Source organism: Corynebacterium sp. HMSC077D03 (genome assembly GCF_001808545.1).
Classification (GTDB): Bacteria; Actinomycetota; Actinomycetes; order Mycobacteriales; family Mycobacteriaceae; genus Corynebacterium; species Corynebacterium simulans.
Window position 1 is genome coordinate 1 of record NZ_KV793676.1, and the last position, 22,496, is coordinate 22,496.

Annotated in this window: 24 protein-coding genes; 11 read left to right on the forward strand and 13 right to left on the reverse strand. The window is 57.1% G+C overall.

Going from position 1 to position 22,496, the window contains the following annotated elements; genetic code table 11:
- Positions 1–66: 66 nt before the first annotated feature.
- The gene (locus HMPREF2888_RS03460; RefSeq protein ID WP_061921174.1) at positions 67–300 is read right to left on the reverse strand and encodes a hypothetical protein; all 234 of its coding nucleotides are present in this window, start codon (positions 298–300) and stop codon (positions 67–69) included.
- The gene (locus HMPREF2888_RS13280) at positions 288–473 is read right to left on the reverse strand and encodes a helix-turn-helix domain-containing protein (RefSeq protein WP_201040668.1); all 186 of its coding nucleotides are present in this window, start codon (positions 471–473) and stop codon (positions 288–290) included. Before HMPREF2888_RS13280 ends, HMPREF2888_RS03460 begins: the two co-directional genes overlap by 13 nt.
- A 347-nt stretch (positions 474–820) precedes the next feature.
- On the opposite strand from HMPREF2888_RS13280, the gene HMPREF2888_RS03465 reads away from it, so the two are divergent.
- From HMPREF2888_RS03465 to HMPREF2888_RS03485, 5 genes are all read left to right on the forward strand, one after another.
- Positions 821–1,852, forward strand: a complete 1,032-nt coding sequence (locus HMPREF2888_RS03465; protein ID WP_061921171.1) for an ABC transporter substrate-binding protein — start codon at positions 821–823, stop codon at positions 1,850–1,852.
- A 6-nt stretch (positions 1,853–1,858) separates the two neighbouring features.
- Positions 1,859–3,475 carry an ABC transporter permease gene (locus HMPREF2888_RS03470; RefSeq protein WP_371326191.1) on the forward strand — a complete coding sequence of 539 codons (1,617 nt, stop codon included), beginning with the start codon at positions 1,859–1,861 and terminating at the stop codon, positions 3,473–3,475.
- Positions 3,476–3,477: 2 nt separating this feature from the next.
- On the forward strand, positions 3,478–4,506 hold the full coding sequence (locus HMPREF2888_RS03475; protein WP_061921169.1) for an ABC transporter ATP-binding protein: 1,029 nt from the start codon (positions 3,478–3,480) through the stop codon (positions 4,504–4,506).
- A 327-nt stretch (positions 4,507–4,833) separates the two neighbouring features.
- Positions 4,834–5,142 (forward strand): OsmC family protein, encoded by a 309-nt coding sequence (locus HMPREF2888_RS03480; RefSeq protein WP_141740989.1) that lies wholly within the window; start codon positions 4,834–4,836, stop codon positions 5,140–5,142.
- A gap of 113 nt (positions 5,143–5,255) precedes the next feature.
- A complete protein-coding gene (locus tag HMPREF2888_RS03485) occupies positions 5,256–6,257 on the forward strand; it encodes a DUF1906 domain-containing protein (protein WP_061921166.1) in 1,002 nt (333 codons plus the stop codon).
- Here the strand turns inward: HMPREF2888_RS03485 and HMPREF2888_RS03490 are convergent.
- The 6 genes from HMPREF2888_RS03490 to HMPREF2888_RS03515 form a co-directional block, all read right to left on the reverse strand.
- Positions 6,235–7,353: a hypothetical protein gene (locus HMPREF2888_RS03490; RefSeq protein WP_201040666.1), complete on the reverse strand. Its 1,119-nt coding sequence runs from the start codon at positions 7,351–7,353 to the stop codon at positions 6,235–6,237. The two genes, HMPREF2888_RS03485 and HMPREF2888_RS03490, sit on opposite strands and share 23 nt — an antisense overlap.
- 31 nt (positions 7,354–7,384) lie before the next feature.
- On the reverse strand, positions 7,385–9,037 hold the full coding sequence (locus HMPREF2888_RS03495) for a solute symporter family protein (protein ID WP_070518259.1): 1,653 nt from the start codon (positions 9,035–9,037) through the stop codon (positions 7,385–7,387).
- A gap of 3 nt (positions 9,038–9,040) precedes the next feature.
- A complete protein-coding gene (locus HMPREF2888_RS03500; RefSeq protein WP_062041627.1) occupies positions 9,041–9,385 on the reverse strand; it encodes a DUF485 domain-containing protein in 345 nt (114 codons plus the stop codon).
- 345 nt (positions 9,386–9,730) lie between these two features.
- On the reverse strand, positions 9,731–10,573 hold the full coding sequence (locus HMPREF2888_RS03505) for an aldo/keto reductase (protein WP_070432592.1): 843 nt from the start codon (positions 10,571–10,573) through the stop codon (positions 9,731–9,733).
- 130 nt (positions 10,574–10,703) lie between these two features.
- On the reverse strand, positions 10,704–11,060 hold the full coding sequence (locus HMPREF2888_RS03510) for an FKBP-type peptidyl-prolyl cis-trans isomerase (protein ID WP_061921152.1): 357 nt from the start codon (positions 11,058–11,060) through the stop codon (positions 10,704–10,706).
- A gap of 213 nt (positions 11,061–11,273) precedes the next feature.
- Entirely contained in the window at positions 11,274–12,569 is a 1,296-nt protein-coding gene (locus HMPREF2888_RS03515) for a citrate synthase (protein WP_082787620.1), read from the reverse strand.
- 154 nt (positions 12,570–12,723) lie between these two features.
- On the opposite strand from HMPREF2888_RS03515, the gene serC reads away from it, so the two are divergent.
- The 3 genes from serC to HMPREF2888_RS03530 all read left to right on the forward strand — a co-directional run bounded on the left by serC (position 12,724) and on the right by HMPREF2888_RS03530 (position 16,209).
- Positions 12,724–13,854 carry a phosphoserine transaminase gene (gene serC, locus HMPREF2888_RS03520; protein WP_070432593.1) on the forward strand — a complete coding sequence of 377 codons (1,131 nt, stop codon included), beginning with the start codon at positions 12,724–12,726 and terminating at the stop codon, positions 13,852–13,854.
- 210 nt (positions 13,855–14,064) lie between these two features.
- Positions 14,065–15,333, forward strand: a complete 1,269-nt coding sequence (gene sepH / locus HMPREF2888_RS03525) for a septation protein SepH (protein WP_070518261.1) — start codon at positions 14,065–14,067, stop codon at positions 15,331–15,333.
- Between the two features lie 48 nt (positions 15,334–15,381).
- Positions 15,382–16,209 (forward strand): DUF6928 family protein, encoded by an 828-nt coding sequence (locus tag HMPREF2888_RS03530; RefSeq protein WP_070518263.1) that lies wholly within the window; start codon positions 15,382–15,384, stop codon positions 16,207–16,209.
- On the opposite strand, the gene HMPREF2888_RS03535 is transcribed toward HMPREF2888_RS03530, so the two are convergent.
- The 3 genes from HMPREF2888_RS03535 to HMPREF2888_RS03545 all read right to left on the reverse strand — a co-directional run bounded on the left by HMPREF2888_RS03535 (position 16,170) and on the right by HMPREF2888_RS03545 (position 19,138).
- Entirely contained in the window at positions 16,170–16,982 is an 813-nt protein-coding gene (locus tag HMPREF2888_RS03535; protein WP_070518264.1) for a TrmH family RNA methyltransferase, read from the reverse strand. The two genes, HMPREF2888_RS03530 and HMPREF2888_RS03535, sit on opposite strands and share 40 nt — an antisense overlap.
- Positions 16,983–16,987: 5 nt before the next feature.
- Positions 16,988–18,391, reverse strand: coding sequence for an NCS2 family permease (locus HMPREF2888_RS03540; protein WP_070518265.1), 1,404 nt, complete (start codon positions 18,389–18,391; stop codon positions 16,988–16,990).
- A 96-nt stretch (positions 18,392–18,487) separates the two neighbouring features.
- On the reverse strand, positions 18,488–19,138 hold the full coding sequence (locus HMPREF2888_RS03545; protein WP_061921139.1) for a DUF3027 domain-containing protein: 651 nt from the start codon (positions 19,136–19,138) through the stop codon (positions 18,488–18,490).
- Between the two features lie 38 nt (positions 19,139–19,176).
- Here HMPREF2888_RS03545 and HMPREF2888_RS03550 point away from each other — a divergent pair, with 38 nt between their 5' ends.
- Both HMPREF2888_RS03550 and HMPREF2888_RS03555 read left to right on the forward strand, forming a co-directional pair.
- Positions 19,177–20,016, forward strand: coding sequence for a glutaminyl-peptide cyclotransferase (locus tag HMPREF2888_RS03550; RefSeq protein ID WP_070518266.1), 840 nt, complete (start codon positions 19,177–19,179; stop codon positions 20,014–20,016).
- Between the two features lie 11 nt (positions 20,017–20,027).
- Entirely contained in the window at positions 20,028–20,633 is a 606-nt protein-coding gene (locus HMPREF2888_RS03555) for a DUF2771 domain-containing protein (protein WP_062041645.1), read from the forward strand.
- Positions 20,634–20,716: 83 nt separating this feature from the next.
- Here the strand turns inward: HMPREF2888_RS03555 and HMPREF2888_RS03560 are convergent, their stop codons facing one another.
- Positions 20,717–21,097: a cold-shock protein gene (locus HMPREF2888_RS03560; RefSeq protein WP_062041648.1), complete on the reverse strand. Its 381-nt coding sequence runs from the start codon at positions 21,095–21,097 to the stop codon at positions 20,717–20,719.
- Between the two features lie 373 nt (positions 21,098–21,470).
- Here HMPREF2888_RS03560 and HMPREF2888_RS03565 point away from each other — a divergent pair, with 373 nt between their 5' ends.
- On the forward strand, positions 21,471–22,085 hold the full coding sequence (locus HMPREF2888_RS03565) for a resuscitation-promoting factor Rpf1 domain-containing protein (RefSeq protein WP_061921133.1): 615 nt from the start codon (positions 21,471–21,473) through the stop codon (positions 22,083–22,085).
- Positions 22,086–22,282: 197 nt separating this feature from the next.
- Here the strand turns inward: HMPREF2888_RS03565 and HMPREF2888_RS03570 are convergent, their stop codons facing one another.
- A complete protein-coding gene (locus tag HMPREF2888_RS03570; protein WP_061921131.1) occupies positions 22,283–22,468 on the reverse strand; it encodes a hypothetical protein in 186 nt (61 codons plus the stop codon).
- Positions 22,469–22,496: the final 28 nt, after the last annotated feature.

The following is a 22,496-nucleotide window of genomic DNA, read 5'->3' on the forward strand; positions in this document are numbered from 1 at the left end:
TGGGGTGGAACTGCTAACAACGTAATGGGTTTCAGCAGTACGCCCGCTTTCGGGCCACCCCGGCTCCTACTGTTCCTCATTCTCGCGCGCTATAGGAATCGTGAGCGCCACATAAACGGTGAGGCTAACCAGCAAAACGAGGTGTAAAGGCTCGGCGAACATCGCCCGCGAACCGTTCTTTATCCATTCGTTGACCAACACGACAATAATGCCTAGGGTCTGGATGACAAACGCAATTCTGATATTGCGCAGATTCTTTGCGAGTAAACGTTCGTCAGAGATCTTGTTTAGGATTGGCAATTCTGTTCCTCCCAAAATAGTTGGTCGAGCGAGCTATCCAACCTGTGACAGATCGCAAGGCAAAACTTGAGGGTCGGGTTATACCGGCCGTTTTCAAGCAGATTGATTGTTTGGCGCGTAACCCCGCCATGGAAAACGCTGGATGAATGTGGCCATCGGAAAGCGCCTAGCACACTGCACAAAGCTAGTATTCCAGCGGGTCTGCCAGCATCTGCACCGATATCTCTAGGCGCTCTCAATAACGGCCACCGGTGTACGCCTCACCGTGGTCTCCAGCCACGGCCGAATATGACGATAACGCGCCGAGCCATCCGCCATAATCGCTCGCGTTGGTGGGATCAAAGAAGCGGATACCGTTTAATGCAGTCTTGAAAGGGCGACTTAACCACCTCACCCTCCAAGCACCCGATCAAGGGTGCTAAAAATTTACTGCACGTTTACATCGATCCCAAGTTGTCTTAACTTCAGTGCAGTTAGATTGATGTTCCTGATCACTATTCTCTCTGGAGGAACTCCCACGATGAAGTCGAAGCACACTTCTCTCTCTGCCATAGCCCTTGCTTCAACCGTCCTTCTTACTTCGTGCGGTGAGCCTGCGTCCAACCAAGAAGATTCACAGGCGACCAGCGACTCAACCTCAATAACCGTCTATACCTCCGAACCAGAGGAAAAGGTCGATGAGATCAATGCGGCCTTCAACGAGGAATACCCCGATATCGAGGTCAATGTATACCGCGCTGGCACCGGTGATTTGAACGCCCGCATCTCTTCAGAGAAGCAATCTGGCGACATTGAAGCGGATGTTTTCTGGGCAGCCGATGGACCTACCTTTGAAAATTACGCTGAGGATGGTGACCTCATCGAGCTTGCCGATGTCGATTCCGATGACATCATCGACGAGGCCAAGGACGACAAGAATTTTTATGTCGGCACGCGCATAATCCCTACGATAATTGCTTATAACACCGACGAGATCGCAGAAGACGATGCCCCGACCTCCTGGGCGGATCTCACCGATCCGAAGTACAAAGACAAACTCGTCTTACCTAACCCAGCGGTCTCCGGTGCAGCGGCATTCAACGCCTCAGCGTGGAAGAATAATTCAGACCTCGGAGAAGCGTGGATCGAAGATCTGGGCAAGAATGCCCCGATGATCGCAGACTCCAATGGCCCTACCTCCCAAGAAATCGCCTCCGGTTCCAAGCCCGTGGGCGTGGTCGTCGATTACTTAGTCCGCGACCTGGCGGATAAGGGGTCCCCAATTGCCCTCGCCTACCCCACCGAAGGATCACCATATATTTCTGAGCCTGCGGGCGTATTCAAAGACTCCCAGGAACAGGAAGCAGCCCAGAAATACATCAACTTCCTGCTTTCAAAGAAGGCACAAGAAATCGCCGTCGAGCAGTCGTACCTCCCGGTGCGTGAGGACGTGGGAACCCCAGCAGGCACCCCTGAACTCACAGACATTGAGCTCATGGACCAGGACTTGGGGAAAATCACCAAGGATAAAGACGCCGCCGTCGAGGTATTCCAAAAGGCAGTGTCTTCCTAGTTCTTGGTGGCCCACTTGTTGAAAAATCCCTCCGTATCCGCGCTACGCGTTGGCGTGTGGCTGATTGCCATTGGCCTGTTCATCGCGCCTTTGACCCTTGTTGTCTCCCTTGCACTGGGCGGAAACCAAATTCCCATCTTGCTAGAGCAAGGGCTCGGCATCGCCACATGGAATTCGCTATTTACCACGGCGCTTTCAGCTCTCGCTGCCGTCATCATCGGCACCGTTATTGCCATCGCGCTAGACCGCACAGATATCTACGGCTCTTCGGTACTGCGCCTATTCTTGCTTTCGCCTCTCTTGGTTCCGCCATTTATCGGAGCGATCGCCTGGATTCAACTCTTCGGCCCGAATCAGGGCTTGAATAAGCTTTTTGAGTTCGAAATATGGAATATCTACGGCGCAGACGGGGTCATTGCGCTGATGACTATCCATTCTTTTCCCACGGCATATGTCATCATTTCTTCAAGCTTGCGCTCCATCTCCCCCGATTTTGAGCTAGCCGCCCGAGTATCTGGGGCTTCCGTGGTGACAGTTCTGCGCACGGTCACCCTTCCACTCCTGCGCCCCGCACTATTGTCCGCGTTCACTCTCACAGCAATTGCTAATCTGGCTGATTTCGGCATTCCCGCTATTATCGGATCGCCGGCTCGGTTCGAAACGCTCGCGACGATGATTTACCGGTTCATTGATTCCGGCACCGTATCCAACCCCTTACAAGTGGTATCGACCATCGGCGTTGTCCTCTTATTTTTGGGAATCGGCACAGTAATCATGGACTATCTCACCTCCCTGAAAAACTCGTCTTCTACACATGACTCCGGAAGTCCGGCGCGTTTCGCACTGCATTCGGCGCGCTGGCCGGTCACGATCATCATGTGGGTGTGCGGGCTCGCCATTTCCATTGGCCCAATTCTCGGTTTGGCCTACCGCGCATTGCTGCCAGCTCCTGGGGTTCCATTTACCTTAGAAACCATCTCGCTGGCGAACTTTAGCAGCGCTTTATCCAACCCGCGCGTCATCGACGGACTCAGTAATTCCGCATTTCTGTCAATAACCGCCGCGATAATCTGCGGGGTTCTTGGTTGGGTCATCGGAATTCTAGTGACCCGGACTCAGGCTCGAGGAAATACGCTTTTAACCCTTTCTGCACTGCTACCGAGCGCGCTGCCTGGGCTTATCATCGGTGTCGCCTGGCTGATTGCCGGGCGCTATACTGGGCTGTATAACACCATTTGGATAATCCTTATCGCCTACGTCTGTGCTTTTACCGCACTCGTTGTCCAGGCCGTGCGTGCCCCGCTAATAAGCACCCCGGTCACCGTGGAAGAAGCAGCGCGCATTTCCGGCGCCACGCCGCTTAAGGCGCTATTTACTACCACCGGCGCGATGACCATTCCAGCGGCGATATCCGGTGCGGTGCTCGTAGCGGTGACCGCGATTCGAGAACTTACTATTTCCGTACTCCTCGTCGCACCCGGAACGACAACACTGGGTGTCCAAGTCTTCAACCTGCAACAGGCAGGAAATTATAACCAGGCATCGGCACTCGCCCTGCTCTTTGCGCTACTTGGCATCATTGCCGTCGCACTGACTATCCGTGCTCCCAAGGTAAGGACTTAATAATGGCGAAAATTGCAGCTTCCCACCTCACGGTCACTTTTCCGGACGGAACCACCGGCTTGCGCGATATCAACCTCTCCATCGAACCTGGGGAACTCATTGCACTCGTTGGCCCGTCAGGCTCCGGTAAAACCACGCTCTTACGCACCATCGCTGGTTTTATTTCTCCATCGTCAGGTGAGCTTTACATAGATGGCCGGAAGATGACTGCTATTCCTCCCGAGAAACGCAGCATCGGCATGGTCTTCCAACAGCACGCGATCTGGCCGCACATGTCTGTTAAAGACAATGTTGGCTACCCGTTGCGCCAGGCGAAAGTAGCAAAGCCCGAGCGCGAAGAGCGCATTTCTGAGACTTTAGCTCTCGTGGGCCTGCCAGGATTCGAGAACCGTACTCCGGACAGCCTTTCTGGTGGGCAGCGCCAGCGCGTTGCGCTGGCCCGGGCGATCGTTGCTAATCCCACGGTTTTATTACTGGATGAAGCTCTTTCAGCCCTCGATGAACCATTGCGCGATAATTTGCGCCGCGAGCTGGTAACCCTGACGCAAAAGCAGCGCTTAACCACGGTGCACGTCACCCACGATCGCGCCGAGGCGCTGGCAATCGCAGATAGAGTCGTGGTTCTAGATGGCGGCGAAATCCAGCAGATTGCTACCCCACAACAGCTGCTGGAAAGTCCCGGAAGCCCGCTGGTCGCGGGATTTATTGCGGATGCCACAATAGTCCAGGCCGCTATCTCAGGAGGCCGCGTCGAGTGCCCAACCCTTGGCATTTCTTGGCCATTGAGTGAAGTCTCCGTGCGGGGCGAAGGCACTAAGGCCGCCATCCTACCGCACCACGCAACAATCGTGGAGGAAAACCATCCAGGTGCCACGGTTCCAGCAGTAGTTGACTCTGCCATTTACGAAGCCGGCCACTACTCCGTTACCGCCACCCATGGATCGGGAACCACATTCCGCACCACCGCGGACGATAAGCCAGCGATGGGACAAACGGTGCGCATCCGCTTCGCGCCGCCCTTGGTTTTTTAGATCACCACCCCGCAAGAACCATGACCAGCTCAGCGATGGCACGGTGCCGCCGTTTTGCAGCGGTTACACCCGCCGTCTTAAGCATAAAATTTTAGGCTAATACCGATCACAGCCGACACGGAACGCTGGTTATCACACCCATCTTCATCACCATGCTCTCAGAAGGCAGTGTCGTATATAGTCTGAACCCGCTTGAACTCTAAGCCATAAGTGAGAGCACTAAGCAATCCTGCATTGACCTTAACGGCGTGGAAATTTCGGTATACCGCGCCATCAATCCGGATGACGCCAGCATCTCGCTCGTCCGCCGGGAACGGCTAGTTATCGTTGGAGGGACACCTTTTGGCGGCCGTTGCGGGGTCTGCCGCAGTGGAGGTAGACGTCGTAACGTCCCAGCGCGCGGAGCCGAAATCTTTTGATGTGCACATGGAAGGCGACCGCGTAAATGAGGACGGGGCATCGCGCCAGTCGGAGGTTCGCGTGGGCTTCGATCTATCGTTCCCGGATACCCCCGAGGGCAACCAAGCGCGCAAGCTCGTGGACAACCTGATTCGCATCTCTCATGAGAAGGACTGCACGGTATCGCGCACGGTTGAGAACTCCACGCAAGTGACGTTTAGGAACGACTCAAAATAGTTTCCCGAAGTAAAAGCGCGACATGCGGTTGCACTCCGGGAATGCCCCAAGACCTCCTGCTATGGTGCAATTGTTAACTACTGTGACAAATGTGATTACTGCAGGAGCTCAACATGTCACCATCTTTCTCCCGTCGCGGCCTCTTAAAGGTCAGCGCTCTCGCCCTGACCGCAGGCGCCATCGGTTCTGCCGTTCCGAATGCAGCGGCGCTTGGACCGGTGCGCGGCACCATCATCGACTTCGCCGTCGGTGTTCCTTCCGCCGCAGGCATCAAGCGCGCGGGCCATCTCGGCGCCATCCGTTATGTTTCCAAGCGTCGCCCCGGCGCCGAATCCTGGATGACCGGCAAGCCCGTCACCTTGCAGGAAACCAAGGCTAACGCCGCGCAGGGCTTGGCGACGGCCTCCATCTACCAGTTTGGCCGTGCCGAAACCGCCGATTGGAAGCAAGGTGCCGCAGGTGCAGCCATCCACGCCCCGCAGGCTATTGCCCTGCACAGGGCAGCAGGCGGACCGACCAATCGCCCGATTTACATCGCGATTGACGATAACCCGACCCGCGCCCAGTACGACCAACAGATCAAGCCTTACCTACAGGCCTTTAGCCGCCTGCTTTCGGCAGCGGGCTACCAGACCGGCGTATACGGCAACTACAACACGATCGAGTGGTGCGTGCGCGATGGAATCGGCTCCTTCTTCTGGATGCACGATTGGGGTTCGAACGGCAAGATCCACCCACGCACCACGATTCACCAGCTGCCGGGCAACATGCAGCGCACCATCGACGGCGTGACCGTGGACATCAACGAGGTCTACGCCCGCGACTGGGGCCAATGGATGCCGGGTCAGAAGGCCCCGAAGGCCCCTGCTGCGCCAGCCAAGCCTTCCGCACCGAAGCCGGCCGCACCGGCACAGCCGGGCAACATCCCGGGTATCTCCCCGCAGTCTTCTGATGCGATGGGTGCGCTTAGCTCCCAGGTAGAGCACGCGGTGCCAGGCATGCGCCTGCCGCGAGTAAACCAGAACGGCATCTCCTACGGCGGCTCTTCCGTCTCCCAGGATCAAATCAAGGGAGCCATCGACCTAGCTTCTACTATTCAGAACGCTTTGAAGTAGCGCTTTCAGATTGAGCCGACGAGGTCGGCTCTTTCTTTTTGTCCTTCTTTTTCTTGTCGCTCTTCTTGCCGGCGTCGGTAGGCTCCTTGCTCTTATCCCCGCGCTTGGCCTTGCCACCGTCTTTACTCTGGCCCTTATCAGAGCCCTTCTTCTCAGACTTCGGCAGAGTCGAGGTCACGGTGATGGTCGTCTTGGAGGCAGGCGCAGAAGACTTCGAAGGACTTACAGGAGCAACGCTCTCACCGTTGAGCGCCTTTTGGTAGCGATCAGTACCCTTACGCAGGTTACTGCCCGTTACCTCGTCTTTCACAAAGTCCGTGAGATCATCGGCGCTACCATAGGTGGTAGCTGCAACAACGAAGTTCTTGCCAAAGGAAACCGAAGAGTGCAGGGTCTTGTCATTTGACCAGCCCCACTTGGTGCCCACTACATTTTGCAGTTTCGCCGTGCCGTAGTCCTGCTCGTATCCGTCTTCCGAGATGGGATCGGCGTGGGCCATCGCCACCAGGACCGGGTGGGTGGGGTTATCTTCCTTCAGCTGCACCACGAAGCGCACCACGTCATACATGGAGGTCACCGAGGTTCCCCATTGCTCACCGGCCTTCGTGGCCTGCAATCCATATTCCTTTGCCACGGAGTCAATGGAATTCGGGTACTTCTCAAAGAGTTCTTCTGCGCTTGTATCTGAGGAGCTGGCGATCATGTCTAAGGCTTCGTATTTATCCTCAAAGCTTCCCTTTTCGAGCACGTAGGTTGCGATATACAGCTTGATAAGGCTCAATGCTGGGCGCGGCTCATGCTCATTTGCCGTTGCCATACGCATTCCATCGCCGATGCGGTAGTAGCTCAGCTGCTGGTCTTTATTACCCTCGAGGAACTGACTGACGTCATCGGGGACGTCGGAAAGCGCAGGCTCCCCCAGCTCATGCCGAAGGTCGGACGCAGACGCATTGCTTGCCGACGCCGAGGCGGCCTTACTATCGTGCTGCTGCGACGGTGTACATGCGCACAACAGGCCGCCGGCGAGTGAAAACGCGGCGAGGGCGGTACCGACCTTCATCGGCACCGCCTTCGTTTTAGACAAAGAATCGAGCACGCATTAGATAATACTCAGAACTCTGCCAGGTTTAGTGGTTGACTGGGGCCTCCACGCCAACGCCGGTCAGAGACCGTACCTCCATCTCTGCGGACAGATCCTCAAAGTCATCCGGCGGGGTCAGGATGGAAACCAACCAGCCTGCGATGAATGCCAGCGGAATGGAAACCAGGCCCGGATTCGACAGTGGGAACAGCGCCCAATCCGCGTTCGGGAACATCGAGGTCTCAGAACCGGATACTGCCGGGGAGAAGAAGATGAGCAGCAGGCAGGAGATGACGCCGGTGTACATGGACGCCACCGCACCGGCCGTATTGAAGCGACGCCAGTAAAGCGAGTACAGGATAGTCGGAAGGTTTGCAGAAGCCGCGACGGCGAAGGCGAGAGAGACCAAGAACGCGACGTTTTGAGTCATGGCCAGAATGCCCAGGATGATGGCGGCGATGCCGAGGACTACGACCGTAACTTGCGAGACACGGACTTGCTCCGACTCGGTGGACTCTCCCTTACGAATAACCGCGTGGTAGATATCGTGCGCGATAGATGCAGACGCGGTAATCGCCAGACCTGCAACTACTGCCAGCACCGTGGCGAATGCAACCGCCGAGATGACAGCCATGAATACCGAGCCGCCGAGTTCTAGCGCCAGAAGCGGCGCTGCGGCATTGGCCCCGCCCGGCGCGGCCAGGATGCGGTCCGGGCCCACGAGTGCCGCGGCACCGTAGCCCAGGATGAGGGTCATCAGGTAGAAAGCACCGATAATGACGATTGCCCAGGTCACGGAACGGCGCGCCTCAGTTGCAGTCGGAACCGTGTAGAAGCGCATGAGCACGTGCGGCAGGCCGCCAACGCCGAGCACCAGAGCGATACCGAGGGAAACGAAGTCCAGCTTGGTGGTCAAAGTCTTTCCATACTTTAAGCCTGGTTCCATGATTTGAGAAGCTTCGTAGCCCTTCTCCTGGAGGTAATCCGAGCCCGCATGCATATCGACGGCGTCGGAGAACAAGGTGCTAAAGCCGCCCTTCACCGCAATGAAGGTCATGATGCACATCGCCACGACGCCGGTGACCAAGAGGACTGCCTTGATCATCTGCACATAGGTGGTGCCCTTCATACCGCCCACCAGAACGTAGACGATCATCAAAACACCCACGATGCCAACCACGACCGCCTGCCAGGTGAAGTCATGGATATCCAAAAGCACCGACACCAGGGAGCCTGCGCCGGCCATCTGCGCAATCAGGTAGAAAAGCGAGACAAAAAGCGTAGAGATGGACGCCGCCACGCGCACTGGACGCTGCTTCAAGCGGAAAGACAATACGTCCGCCATGGTGAAGCGACCGACGTTACGCATCGGCTCGGCGACCAGCATGAGTGCCACCAGCCAGGCCACGAAGAAGCCGACAGAATACAAGAATCCGTCATATCCGTTGAGGGCAACTGCACCAACGATACCGAGGAAGGACGCGGCAGAAAGATAGTCACCCGAAATGGCCAAACCGTTCTGGCGGCCAGAGAAGGTGCCACCACCGGTGTAGAAGTCCGAGGCCTTCTTCGTGGTCTTTCCTGCCCTTAAAACCACCCACATGGTGATGACAAGAAACGCGCCAAAAACGGCGATGTTGAGCACCGGGTTTCCGGAGCCTTCTTGCGCGGCCTCGGCAGCTAGGTTGAAATTCAGCATAATCTATCCCTCCAATGCCTCACGAATAGCTGCTGAACGCGGCTCAATTTTCTTGTTGGCGTACTTGACGTAGATCCACGTAATCGCGAACGTGGTGACAAATTGGGCGAGCCCGAATACGAGCCCCACGTTCCACCCACCGCCAATTTCGGTGCCCATGAATCCAGGCGCAAAGACGGCAGCCAACACGTAGATGACGTACCACAGGAAAAAGGCGATGGTCATCGGGAAAGTGAAGTTACGATATGCACCGCGTAACTGCTTAAACTGCGGGCTATCGCGCATCTCGATGAAGTCCTGCGCCGTCGGTTCGCGGCGCTCGAGCATCGAGGTAGGTGCGCTATTCATGTCGCTCTCCTTGGGTTCTCAAGATTCCACACGAAAGTGATTAATGAACCACACGAGATAGAGATAGTGTGATGAATCACGTTTCGCCTTAGAGAGTAAGTTACCCAATTCACATTGCAAGGTTGTAAAGCTTGCCAATCGAATTTTGATTAGCAAGTCTTAGCTACCCCCTAACCCCATTGCTTACTGCACTTTTTAAAGCATGAAAAGTACCCCCATTTCTTTCAACGCCCCAGTTTGCAAACATTGCGAAAGGCCATATGTCAAGAAAAGGCGGCAGAGAACAATGCCGTTCCCTGCCGCCTCTAGGCCGTTTTCTGAGGGCCGAAAGGCCGCCTTTAGCGTTTAGCCCGGAAACTCACGCGGGTCCTTGTACAAGCGCCCAGCCGCGCCGTTATCGAGGGCATCGATTGCCGCAATGTCATCGTGGCTAAGCTCCAGCTGCGCGGCCGCCAAGTTCTCCTCTAGGCGCTCACGCTTGGTGGATTTCGGGATTACGGAAATCCCCTTGGCTAGAAGATAGGCGATTGCTACCTGTCCCGGGGTTGCCTCAAGGCGCTGCGCCACATTCTTGATCTCCGCATTGTTAAGGACCTCTCCCCTCGCCAGCGGCGACCATGCCTCTGTAACAATGCCATGTTCATCATGGAATTCTTGCAACTCCGGCTGGGTAAATCCCGGATGCAGCTCCACCTGGTTCAACACTGGAACGATACCCGTTCGCGCGATGATCTCCTGCAGCGTTTCCTCGTAGAAGTTAGCCACGCCGATGGAAGCGATCTGTCCCATGCCCTGCAGACGAGCCATCTCCTCAAAGGTCTCCACATAGAGTCCAGCCTGTGGCCACGGCCAGTGGATCAGGTAGAGGTCTAGGTAGTCCAGCTGCAGCTTCTTCAGCGATTCAGTAAATGCTGCGTCTACCCCCTTCGCCCCGTGGCTATCATGCCAGACCTTGGAGGTGATGAAGAGTTCATCACGGGTGACGTCACCGGCGCGCATCGCATCATTTAGGGCCTGGCCTAGCTCTGCCTCGTTCTCATACAAGGTTGCAGTATCGAAATGGCGGTAGCCGAGCTCGATGGCTTCACGCACCGCCGTGATACATTCCTGACCCGTCATCTTGTAGGTGCCCAGACCAAGCTGTGGCATCTCGCGATCATCATTAAAAGAGATAAATGGGACACTCATGGTTCCATTGTGCACGAGTTTCGCCACGCGTGACGCCGAAAAATTCAAGTTCTTGCGCCCGCAAAAAAGAAACTCCACCTTCTGCCCTAGCAATTCGGGGCAAAAGGTGGAGCCAAAAAAGAAACGTTATTTACGCACGTAGCAGGTCGATAACGAAGACCAAGGTGCGTCCAGCAAGTGGATGCGCTCCGCCAGCTGGGCCGTATGCCTTCTCCGGAGGGATGATGAGCTTACGACGGCCGCCCACCTTCATGCCCGGGATACCTTCCTGCCAACCTGCAATGAGGCCAGTCAGCGGAAACTCGATGGACTGTCCGCGACCCCAGGAAGAGTCGAATTCCTGGTTGTCCTCATACGAGACGCCCACGTAGTGAACCTCAACAAAGCCACCCGGCTGTGCCTCTGCGCCGTCGCCGACGATGATGTCCTCGATAACTAGCTCAGTCGGGGCCGGCTCAGTATGAGCCTCAATTACGGGCTTATCCATTGGGGAAAATCCTCCTTGGGAAACGTTTGTGATATCGATTCGGCGCCTAGTTGTCCCGCTTTTAGGCCGAGAACTAGGCCTGCACGAACGGCGAAAGCCGAATCGCAGTGTGCCCAGTATAAGGGTTCATCTGCGATTCGGCTTTATTTGGCCTACGCAATGACTTGTTTTGTCATCATTTCGTGACTAAAGCCATGCAGTCCAAAAGGCCTATTACGCACGCTCAGCGCGCGGGGAAACGGTGCGCAAGGTCTCGCCGGTGTAAATCTGGCGCGGACGGTTAATCTTGGTGTTCAGATCCAGCTGCTCGCGGTACTGAGCGATCCAACCCGGTAGGCGGCCGATGGCGAACAGGACGGTGAAGAAGTCCGTCGGGAAGCCCATGGCGCGGTAGATGAGGCCGGTGTAGAAGTCGACGTTCGGGTACAGCTTGCGGGAGACGAAGTATTCGTCCTCGAGAGCGATCTTCTCGAGCTCCATTGCCAGATCCAGCATTGGGTCGCCGCCCAGGTGCTCGAGGATCTCGTGTGCGGTCTCCTTGACGATGGCTGCGCGTGGGTCGTAGTTCTTGTACACGCGGTGGCCGAAGCCCATCAGACGGACGCCCTTTTCCTTGTTCTTCACGCGGTTCATGAAGTCGGTTGCGTCGCCGCCGTTGTTCTTCTGGATTTCATCGAGCATCTCGAGAACGGCTTGGTTTGCGCCACCGTGCAGCGGGCCGGACAGAGCGTTGATGCCGCCAGCGATAGCAACGAAGAGGTTTGCCTGTGCGGAACCGATCATGCGGACGGTGGAGGTGGAGCAGTTCTGCTCGTGGTCTGCGTGCAGGATGAGCAGCTTGTCCAGAGCCTTCGCGACGACTGGGTCGACGTTGTACTCCTCGGTTGGGTAACCGAACATCATGCGCAGGAAGTTCTCGCGTGCGTTCAGGTTGTTGTCCGGGTACATGTAAGGCTTGCCCTGGGACGCGCGGTAAGCGTATGCAGCCAGCATCGGAACCTTAGCCAGCAGGCGGACGGTTGCCTTGTCCAGCTGCTCCTCATCCAACGGGTTGAGCTGGTCCTGATAGTAGGTGGAGAGAATGTTAACGGAGGATGCCAGAACCGCCATCGGGTGCGCATTGCGCGGGAAGATGTTGAACTGCGCCTTGAAGTCCTCATCCAACAGGGTGTGGTGGCGAATTTCATCGTTAAAAGCGCTCAGCTGCTCCTGGTTTGGCAGCTCGCCCTTGATGAGGAGGTAGGAAACCTCATTGAAGGTGGCGTTGTTTGCCAGATCCGCGATGTCGTAGCCGCGGTGGCGCAGGATGCCTTCCTCACCGTTAATGAAGGTGATCTTGGACTCGGTGGAGCCGGTAGCGGCGTAGCCGGGGTCAAAGGTTACGAGGCCAGTCTCATTGCGAAGCTTGCCAATATCAAAGCCAGAGTCACCTTCGGTGGACTGCTTGATATCCATCTCGTACTCGCCACCTGGGTAGTGGAGAACAACCTTGTTGTCTTCAGAAGCCACTTGTTGATCCTTTCTCAACACTTAAAACACCGGCTCCAAACCGGCATTACGTTTTAAATCTCTTCACACTTTATCAAAATTTGTGACGCTGCCAACATCCTAAACTTTCAACGTTTACCAATAGGGTGACCGAAATTAGGTTAGACTGTGCCTCATGCTCCACACAGAACCGACTTTACCTGCAGATCTTCTCCCCATCGACGGTCGCTTCGGATGCGGCCCTTCCAAGGTACGACCCGCCCAAATTGAGGCAATTACTGCGGGGGCTAAATCCATCATCGGCACTTCTCATCGCCAGCCCGCCGTGAAAAACGTGGTGGGTTCGATTCGCGAGGGATTGCGAGATCTATTCAAGCTTCCAGACGGCTATGAGATTATTCTTTCGGCCGGCGGCGCCACCGCTTTTTGGGACGCCGCGACGTTCGGCCTCATCGAAAATAAGTCCGCGCATTTGACCTACGGAGAGTTCTCTTCGAAGTTTGCCAAGGCAAGTATTGGTGCACCGTGGCTCACAGCGCCCATCGTTTACGACTTCCCCGCCGGCACCGCTCCCGACCCACGCACGGTGGATTTCGGCGATGCTGACGTTGTGGCGTGGGCACACAATGAGACCTCGACGGGCGCGATGGTTGACGTGCTGCGCCCACAGCCAAATAATCCGGAGCAACTCGTTGTCATCGATGCGACCTCGGGCGCTGGCGGATTGCCCGTCACGATGGCCGAGGCTGACGTCTACTATTTCTCGCCGCAGAAGTGCTTCGCATCCGAAGGTGGGCTCTGGCTCGCGGCGGTCTCCCCTGCTGCGATTGAACGCATCGCAAAGCTTAATGCTGCACAACGTTATATCCCGGCTTTCCTGAACCTGCAGACCGCCGTGGATAACTCGCGCAAGAACCAGACCTATAACACTCCAGCCGTGTCTACTCTTCTGATGCTGGAAAATCAGGTCCGCTGGATGAACGACAACGGCGGGCTCGACGGTATGGTTACGCGCACCACCGCTTCCTCCACCATTGTTTATGACTGGGCCGCATCGCGAAAAGAGGCCAAGCCTTTCGTCGCCGAGCCCGCTGGCCGCTCGTTAGTCGTGGCAACCATCGACTTTGACGAGACCGTGGATGCTACGGCCTTAGCCAAGGCCTTGCGAGCGAACGGCATCGTGGATGTCGAGCCTTATCGCAAGCTGGGGCGCAACCAACTGCGAATTGGTATGTTCCCCGCGATTGAGCCAGACGACGTCGCCAAGCTCACACAAGCAATCGACTACCTTCTGGATAGGCGCTAAGAGCAACTGACAGGGCTTTTCCAGCCAACATGCCCCGCGTTCTTCATAAGGCGCGGGGCTTTTCTGGGTTAAAGTGGATTTCATCACACGCGCCCCGTTGGGGTGTGGATCGATTGCACTAGTCGCAATGCCTAGATGCGGTTTTAAATAAACTGTCAGTATCCAAATCCGTTGTCCGAATCCGTCGACAAGCAAAAGGAGCGCCCCTCAATGCGCGAGCTCTTCCTCGCAAAAAGCGACTCAACCACTACTTCTTTGGTCATGGAAACCGAAGAAGGCGAAGAGTTTTTCCTGGCCGTCACCGACGATCTCCGCGAGATTCTAGGCGCACCTAAGCCAGAGGATGACGCATGGGGCAAGGTCTCCAAGCTCCCGTTCGCGGCGGAAGCAGATGACTCTACGGATACTGCAGATTCTGTGAATTCTGTAGCATCCAGCGACGCAGACTCGGCTGCAAGCACCGCCTCCTCTGGCGAACACGAACAGCGCGACGCGGAAGCAAAGAAGGATGACGACGAGGCATCCACCGCGGCTGAGTCCTCTGACTCCACTGCGCCTGCTGCGCCACAACTGACCACAACCACTCCGGCACCTATTTCGCAGCCGCGCTCTGGCATGCGTGACCACGGCGACTCCCGCCCGCACGCAATCAGCCTGCGCCCGGCGGAAATTCAGGCCCGCATCCGCGCTGGCGCATCTGCCGCAGAGATCGCCGAGGAAATTGGCGCCCCCGAATCCCGCATCGAGCCTTTCGCACACCCGGTGCTGCTGGAGCGCGCCCGCATTGCCGACGTCGCCAAGCAGGCCCACCCCATCCGCGAAGACGGCCCGGCCAAGCTGACTCTCTGGGAGATTCTCGCCACGGCCTTTGCCGCACGCGGCCACTCCCTCTCGGAGTCGACCTGGGATGCCTACCGCCATCAGGGCGAACCGTGGATCCTTCGCATCACGTGGAAGGCCGGCCTTTCTGAGAACGAGGCGGAGTGGACCTTTAAGCAGTCCATGTCCTCCCCGGCTACCGTGGAGGCCCGCAACTCCGTTGCCGCCGATCTCACCGACCCTGACTTCGTACAGCCAGTGCGTTCCCTGACCTCCGTCGGCCGCGGCGAGCGCTATGACAAAGCCATAGACGGCGAGACGCCGAGCGCAGTCACCAACATCACCGACTTCACTGCACCGACGGTCGTACCGGATCCGCAACCTGCTGATGTCGAAGCGGACTCCGCCAATACAGACTCCGGCGCTACCGGCGCGGCCCGCCCTGCTGGCGCCGCTGAAACACAGGCTTCTGCATCAGAGACCTCCTCTGCTACCGAGTCTGCGGCAGATAAGCCAAAGGCAGAAGGCAACGACGAGGAGTTCCTGCAGAACCCTTCGCCGGAGCCAAAGCCAAAGAGCCGCCGTCGCCGCGCTACGACCCCGCACTGGGAAGATGTCCTACTCGGAGTGCGTTCTAACACCAAGCGTCCGCGCGAGTGAACGCGAGTGGATTGACAGCCAAGAAAAGTAATTAAGCGAGTTTTTACCGTGAACCCTAAACCTGTTCTCACTCTCTGGTACGTCACTGTCGAAGATCCCGCTGCTGTGCTGCGGGAGGAGCCAAAGGCCGATCGCGGCTTTGGCCGGAAATTCTTGGCACAACTCAATCCCAACCTGCCCGTAACCCCCATCGGGCAATTTCCTCTCAATCGCTCTGCCCAGGCTGGCGATAGCGAGTACTACATCGGCGGATACCCTGGCGTTACCGTGGTTCAGACGGTCATCGAGGAAGAATCCATGGTTCTCTCGCGCCTTCCAGAGCAACTCTTGAAGGCGGTTCCCGCGCTCGAAATCTATGCCTTCGTCTCGCAGGAAAGCACCGGCTATGCCGGTTTTGCGCACTGGACGGCCGGTGAGCTCAAGCGCTGCCTGTGCGGTACGCGCTTTAACCTGCAGGAAGACTCCGGCCTACCAGAGCCCTTTGAGGCGCCGTTCTGGGCCGGCGAAAAATACGATCCGGTCGGCGGTATCTCTCTGCCTTTCGAACCACAGGGCATCACCGAAGCAGCGCAGTCTTATTGGCTCGGCGTGGAAGTAAATGACCAAGGCCCGGATCTCGACGTCGTGGGTTATGCCACCGACGGACGGCCCGAGCCCAAGGTCGCGCCAAAGAAGCCGGAGCGCAGCCTCGGCACCATCGCCTCTGCTTCCGTGTCCAAGCTCGGCTTCAACGACTACGACGATTACGAGGCCCACGACCAAGAACCAGAGTCCACTGGCGAGGAAATCCTCGAAACCGCCAAACGCCTCGGCGGGCTAATCAGCAGCTACGTGCGTCAGACCTCGAAGTCAATTCGGGAGCGCTGGCGCTCATAAAAAGCGATGGCTGCTGAGGTAGCCACGTTGAGCGAATCTGTACCTGGGGCCATCGGTATGCGTGCGCGCACATCGGTGGCCTTCATCGCATGTTCGGTAAGGCCGGGGCCTTCTGCGCCCACGAGCAGAGCAGCCTTAGAAGCGCCCCTGAGCGCGTCTGCCAGGTGTACAGCCTCTGGGTGCGGGGTCAAGGAAACGAGGCGGAAGTCGGCGTCGCGAAGCGCCTGCAGGGAACGCTGCCACGTAGTGTATCCGCCGTTCAGATGGGCAAAAGGCAAACGCAGCACATGGCCCATGGAAACGCGCACCGAGCGACGATAGAGCGGGTCTGCTGCGCCCGAGCCCAACAGCACGGCGTCAACGTCCATGCCCGCCGCGTTGCGGAAGATGGCGCCGATATTTTCGTGGTCACCCACGCCCTCAAGCACCACCACGGTGCTTGCCGTCTTCAAGATCTCGTCCAAGCTCGGCTCTGGCGCGCGGTCTGCGGCAGCCACCAGCCCACGGTGCATATCAAAGCCGGCGACGGCCGCGAGAGTTTCTCGCGAGACCTCGTACATCGGGCAACCTGGATCCCCATACTCTTCCACGTAGGCATCCAGCTTTGCGCCAAAACCTACGACGCAGCGCAGCGGGAAACGCGAGTCAGCCAGGCGGGAGACCACCAGATGACCTTCGGCAATGACAAGCCCCTCACCTTTCTTGTCCGACTTATTCAAGTCACGGACGTCATCAAGGCGAGGGTCTAAAGGGTCAGCAATTACTTCACGCATGCACGCTAGCTTAGCGCGTTGGTCAGCGGAGCCATGCCGAAGTAGACCACGAAGAGCGCGGCGATGAGCCACATGAGCCAGTGCACCTGCTTTGCCTTACCGGCAAACGCAGACATCAGGGCGAAGGCGATGAAGCCCACGCCGATGCCGTTTGCAATGGAGTAGGTAAACGGCATGATCACGATGGTGAGGAAGGCCGGGATGGCAACTTCCATCTTGGTCCATTCGATGTCCTTGAGCTGGCTTGCCATCATTACGCCGACGATGACCAAAACCGGAGCGGCCGCTTCGATAGGAACGATCTCATAGAGCGGAGTCAAAAACATCGCGAGCAGGAAGATGACACCCGTAGTGATGTTGGCCAGGCCGGTCTTCGCGCCGTCGCCAATGCCGGCTGCGGAATCCGCAAAGACGGTGTTGGAGGAAACCGAGCCCAGACCGCCGGCAATGGCGCCGGCGCCTTCTACCACCAGTGCGGTGCGCATGTCTGGCAGGTTGTCATTCTCATCGACCAGACCCGCCTGCTTGCCCAAGCCATTCATGGTGCCCATGGCGTCGAAGAAGTTCGTCAGCAGCAGGGTGAAGATAAGAAGTACGGTGGCCACGACGCCGAGCTTGGTAAAAGCACCCACGAGGCTGACCTCGCCCACGATGGACAGATCCGGCAGACCGCCGAAGGAACCAGGAATCTCTGGTGTTGCCATGCCCCAGTCCTCAGAGCCGAAGATGGCCTGCAGAATCATTGCGATGACGGTGGTGATGACGATGCCCAGGAACAGGCCGCCGCGGACCTTGCGGATAACCATGAAGGAACAAAGCAAAAGGCCTAGGACGAAGACGAACGCCGGCCAGGTGGAAACAGAGCCATTGATGCCAAGGCCCACCGGAACCGTGGTGTGCGCTGCATCGGGGACACGCGTTACAAAACCGCCATCAACGAAGCCGATGATGGCGATGAACATGCCGATTCCCACGCCCATCGCAGCCTTCATCGAGGCCGGAATGGCATCGAAGACCGCTTGACGGAAGCCCGAGATGGCGAGCAAGACAATGATGATGCCTTCGAGTACCACCAGGCCCATGGCGTCTTTCCACTCCAAGCCCTTTGTGGAGACCATGGTGACGGCAACAAAGGTATTCATACCCAGGCCCGCCGCCATGGCGAATGGATAGCGCGCAATCGCGCCGAAGGCAATGGTCATGATGCCGGCGATTAACGCGGTAGCTGCGGCGACCTGCGGAATGCCCAAGGTATGGCCCGCAACATCGGGCGAGGTGCCGAGGATGAGCGGGTTGAGAAGAATGATGTAGGCCATCGCGAAGAACGAGACCACGCCGGCGCGAACCTCAGTTCCGATTGTGGAACCGCGTTCAGAGATTTTGAAATAACGATCGAGAGCAGCGTTCATCGCTTTGAGACAGCCCCTTTACCTAGTGCCAGGAGGATTGAGTTTTACTGGCCTTAGTAAAGTATTTGCGACTCCAGAAAGCAAACCACGAAAGCGCTAGTAGATAGGTTTTTCGTCATCAAAAGCGGTTTCGGTCACGGATCCTTCTTCCCGGATTTTTGTCTCCGAATGCGCGCCGCATCCGTAACTTGCGTGCACTACACGGCCATCGGCCGAAAATTCGTTAGCGCACACACCAAAGTTATCCATCAGCTCCAAATAGAAAGCACAGGTCTTACACTGCAGCGGCGCTTGCGCGGCCATCTCGGTATTAGGGCCAAAGGAGCCAGTGCGCCACCTCTTTTTCGCCTCGTCTAAGCCTTTTACGGAAAGCTTGCCGTCTTCCAAGCGTTCGTCGTAAGGCGCAGGCGGCATCAGATCGCCCGGGCCCAAATCTCCCGGACGCACGCGCTCGTTATACGGCACCCACTCCGGGGCTTGCAGTGCCTGTTGCCCCGGCACCAGCGCTACCTCGTTAACGGTGATAAAACGCGAGCCCTCCGCGCAGGCCACAACCGCTTGCCATTCCCAGCCTGGGTAGCCTGGCATATCTGCTTCAAAGCGATGGGTTGCGACGTTTCGGCCTAGCCCTGCGACTCCGCGGTGCTTGCCGACGCCGCCCTCTCCTACTTCTTCCACTGCAGCGCGAGCGATGCGCACGGCGGTCTTGTTAAGAAGTGGGTTCGTTGGCTCATTCTGCTTAGTCACGCACTACATTATCCATGACATCGTGCACAATGACTTCCATGGGTTCTTCTAAATCTTCTCTCGCTTTGACTTCCACCGCCGTTTTAAGCGCGCTTAGCGCAATCGGCCTGCTTTCCGGTTGCAGCAGTTCAGAGGGCGATTCGCCGGCTCAAGAAGGAACAAACGTGCCACGCGAAGTTGAGCATCTATCCGTTTCCATCAAGGAACACACTGACATGCTCCCCAATTCTTTTACCCAGGGCCTCGAAGTTGATCCCGAGGGCAAGCTGTTGGTGGGAACAGGACTATACGGGCAATCCCGGTTACTGCGCCTGCAACCCGGCGCGAAGGCACCCGAGCAGGAAGTGTCACTGCCCCCTTCTTTGTTCGGTGAGGGCATCACGCAAACCCAGGATGCGATTTGGCAGTTGACGTGGAAGGCGGGCGAGGCCATCAAGCGGGATCCCGTGACCTTCGAAGAGACCGGCCGCGCTCGCTATGAGGGCGAGGGCTGGGGATTGTGTGCCGCGGGCGAGGATAAATCTGAGCTCATCATGTCTGATGGAAGCAACGAGCTGCGACATCTTGATGCCCAAACTTTCGAAGAAACTGCACCGCGGACCCCCGTTACCCTGGAGGGCCAGTCAGTAGAAGAGATCAATGAGTTGGAATGCGTGGACGGCCAGGTCTTTGCGAATGTGTGGATGAGCGAGGATATTTTGCGCATTGATCCCACAAGCGGCGAGGTCACCGCGGTTATTGATGCTGCGGGACTGAATAAATCTGGGCCGCAAACCCAAAACGATGTGCTCAATGGCATCGCCCATATTCCAGGAACGGAAGAATTCTGGATTACTGGTAAGCGGTGGGTTGATTTGTATCGCGTGACCTTCGAGTAGGATTCTTTGCCATGGCAACCCGTAAGGAAGCAAGGAAGAAGTCGCTGCTGCAGCTTTTGGCGCTGATTATCGCCGTGGCAGTCATTGTGGTCTCCGTGGTCTTATTCCAGAATTGGTGGAATAGCCGCCCAGGTCCTGAGCCGCAGGACATCACCGTCAAGGCCAGCGTGGGTGAGAAGAGTCTCGACGTTGCACCTTATATGGTCTGCGAGCTGGGCACCGAATGCCCTGAGGGCGAGGCTCCAAACCTCACCGTGGGCAAGGATGACACCCTGCATCTAGAGATCCCAGAAGAGATCTCCAACCACGAGTGGCGCATCCTTTCCATCTACGATGACCCGGCGGCTAACGACGAGCAGATTCACGGCGCCGGCGATTCTTCTACCGTGGACGTTCCGGGTTCTGTTGACCCCATCAAGGCTTCTACAGGCAAGCGTCCGCGCCTGATGGTGGTCGAGATTTCCTCGCTGATGATTGGCACCGATGGCAAGGGCGAGGAGGCGCCGTTTAGCACCGTGTGGTCCCTTTCAACGATGTCTGACAAGGAGCTTGCCGAGGCCACAAAGACCGCTGCACCTGATAAGTCCACCGAGCCGAGCAAGGCTGCTTCCAAATAAACGCAGCCTGCAAAAAAGCGCGAGCCCAACTTCTAGATTCCTACAAGGGGAGACGAAGTTGGGCTCGCGCTTTTGCTTGATTTTTAGCTATCCAAATCCTTGGCGATGGCACGCAGGATTTCAGCGACCTGACGGCCAGTCTTGCGCTCTGGATAGCGCCCCTGCGCCAGCACCGGCTGCACCTGGGTTTCCAGCAGCGTCATTACATCGGAGAGCATGCTCGACAGCTCGTCCGGCTTACGGGAAGGAGTACGGCGGCGCGGCTTGTCCAAGACCTTGACACGCAGTGCCTGTGGACCGCGGCGGCCTGCCGCGAAATCAAAGTCGATCCGCTGGCCTTGGACCAGCTCGTCGACGCCCTCGGGCAGCACGTTGCGGCCGACGTAGACATCCTCATCGCCGGGGTTGCTCACAAAGCCGTAGCCCTTGTCAGCATCAAACCACTTAACTTTGCCGATTGGCACGCCCCTACTCGCTTTCTTACTCGGGAATAAAGAGAATTATTCTAACTCCTATAACACAGCAATTAAAGTTACTGTCACATAAACAACACACGTTACATCGGTGATCTAATTCACATTTTCGTCACGACCTGCGTAAATGCGATGCGCTCTCAGAGGAAAGACGCCATACCGAGTCAGCTACGTGACTATTTCGTTATAAACCGTTACTGTTTGAGGAAGGCACTTGGCCGCCAGCGAGGAAGTCTCGCCCCCACACGCAGTCCGGGCTTCCCCGTGGCGGCCGATATTTGTGCAAGACAACTTTAAAGCAATTACTTTTGCCGGACTGAGCACAACGTGGGCGCGAGAAATCTAGAGAAGAGGAATACTTTTAATGGGACGCCACTCCGCTAAGAACAACTCGTTCGCTACCAAGTTCGCAGCTTCCACCGTCGCCGTCGGCGCCGCTGCAGCCATCATGGCACCGACCGCATCCGCTGCTCCGGATTCCGACTGGGACCGCCTCGCACAGTGTGAGTCCGGCGGAAACTGGGCAATCAACACCGGCAACGGCTACTACGGCGGTCTGCAGTTCTCCGGCCAGACCTGGTCCGCATTCGGTGGCGGTCAGTACGCACCGACCGCAAACCAGGCAACTCGCGAGCAGCAGATCGCTGTCGCTGAAAAGATCCTGGCTTCCCAGGGCTGGGGCGCATGGCCCGCTTGCTCCGCTTCCTTGGGACTGAACTCCGCGCCAACCCCGCGTGACGCCGCTCCGACTCCGGCTCCAGCACCGGCTCCAGTTCAGCAGGCAGCTGCACAGCCTTCCGACGAGCTGGCTGTTGACGCTCTCTACAAGATGGTCGAGGACACCGCAGCTAAGTACGGCCTGGCTATCCCGGCTGAGTTTGCAAACCAGTACAAGGCAAACCGCCACAACTTCGACGCGTTCTACTCCGCGAACCGCCAGTTCATCGATCCGATCGCTCAGCTCATCGAAAACCTCTAAGGCTTTTCAAACTAAAGCTGCGCAGATTCGCGTTTAAAGCTCCCAGCCGCAGGTGGAACTTTCCAGTTCCTTCTGGCTGGGAGCTTTTGGCTTTCTTAGCGTACGAAAAATGGCCCCACCACAAGGCGGCCGCTGAAGGGCGCGCGGTGGGGCTAGGCCTGCGTTAGGCTAAAAGCTTTTCTTCTAAGTAAGAGCTTTTAGCGGTTAACGCGGGTGTATGGGTGCACGTAGTTGAGCTTCTCCGCCGGCATTGGCAGGATCAGATCGTCACCGAACGGGCTGGATGCACCAGCGAACGGCGCGTAGATTTCGGTAATTGCGTGCTCGCGATTTTCATTCTTCGGCCAAGCCGGGGATACGAAGCCATTCTTCTTATTCGACATAGGCCTTATTATTCCAAACCCCGGCCCA

What these genes read in the sequence shown, in the direction of transcription:
- HMPREF2888_RS03540 (WP_070518265.1), bottom strand. Translation starts at nt 18,391, where the DNA reads ATGAACGCTGCTCTCGATCGTTATTTCAAAATCTCTGAACGCGGTTCC.
- HMPREF2888_RS03535 (WP_070518264.1), bottom strand. Translation starts at nt 16,982, where the DNA reads ATGCGTGAAGTAATTGCTGACCCTTTAGACCCTCGCCTTGATGACGTC.
- HMPREF2888_RS03570 (WP_061921131.1), bottom strand. Translation starts at nt 22,468, where the DNA reads ATGTCGAATAAGAAGAATGGCTTCGTATCCCCGGCTTGGCCGAAGAAT.
- HMPREF2888_RS03565 (WP_061921133.1), top strand. Translation starts at nt 21,471, where the DNA reads ATGGGACGCCACTCCGCTAAGAACAACTCGTTCGCTACCAAGTTCGCA.
- HMPREF2888_RS03465 (WP_061921171.1), top strand. Translation starts at nt 821, where the DNA reads ATGAAGTCGAAGCACACTTCTCTCTCTGCCATAGCCCTTGCTTCAACC.
- HMPREF2888_RS03510 (WP_061921152.1), bottom strand. Translation starts at nt 11,060, where the DNA reads ATGGATAAGCCCGTAATTGAGGCTCATACTGAGCCGGCCCCGACTGAG.
- HMPREF2888_RS03555 (WP_062041645.1), top strand. Translation starts at nt 20,028, where the DNA reads ATGGCAACCCGTAAGGAAGCAAGGAAGAAGTCGCTGCTGCAGCTTTTG.
- HMPREF2888_RS03500 (WP_062041627.1), bottom strand. Translation starts at nt 9,385, where the DNA reads ATGAATAGCGCACCTACCTCGATGCTCGAGCGCCGCGAACCGACGGCG.
- HMPREF2888_RS03475 (WP_061921169.1), top strand. Translation starts at nt 3,478, where the DNA reads ATGGCGAAAATTGCAGCTTCCCACCTCACGGTCACTTTTCCGGACGGA.
- HMPREF2888_RS03505 (WP_070432592.1), bottom strand. Translation starts at nt 10,573, where the DNA reads ATGAGTGTCCCATTTATCTCTTTTAATGATGATCGCGAGATGCCACAG.
- HMPREF2888_RS03485 (WP_061921166.1), top strand. Translation starts at nt 5,256, where the DNA reads ATGTCACCATCTTTCTCCCGTCGCGGCCTCTTAAAGGTCAGCGCTCTC.
- HMPREF2888_RS03495 (WP_070518259.1), bottom strand. Translation starts at nt 9,037, where the DNA reads ATGCTGAATTTCAACCTAGCTGCCGAGGCCGCGCAAGAAGGCTCCGGA.
- HMPREF2888_RS03550 (WP_070518266.1), top strand. Translation starts at nt 19,177, where the DNA reads ATGGGTTCTTCTAAATCTTCTCTCGCTTTGACTTCCACCGCCGTTTTA.
- sepH (WP_070518261.1), top strand. Translation starts at nt 14,065, where the DNA reads ATGCGCGAGCTCTTCCTCGCAAAAAGCGACTCAACCACTACTTCTTTG.
- serC (WP_070432593.1), top strand. Translation starts at nt 12,724, where the DNA reads ATGCTCCACACAGAACCGACTTTACCTGCAGATCTTCTCCCCATCGAC.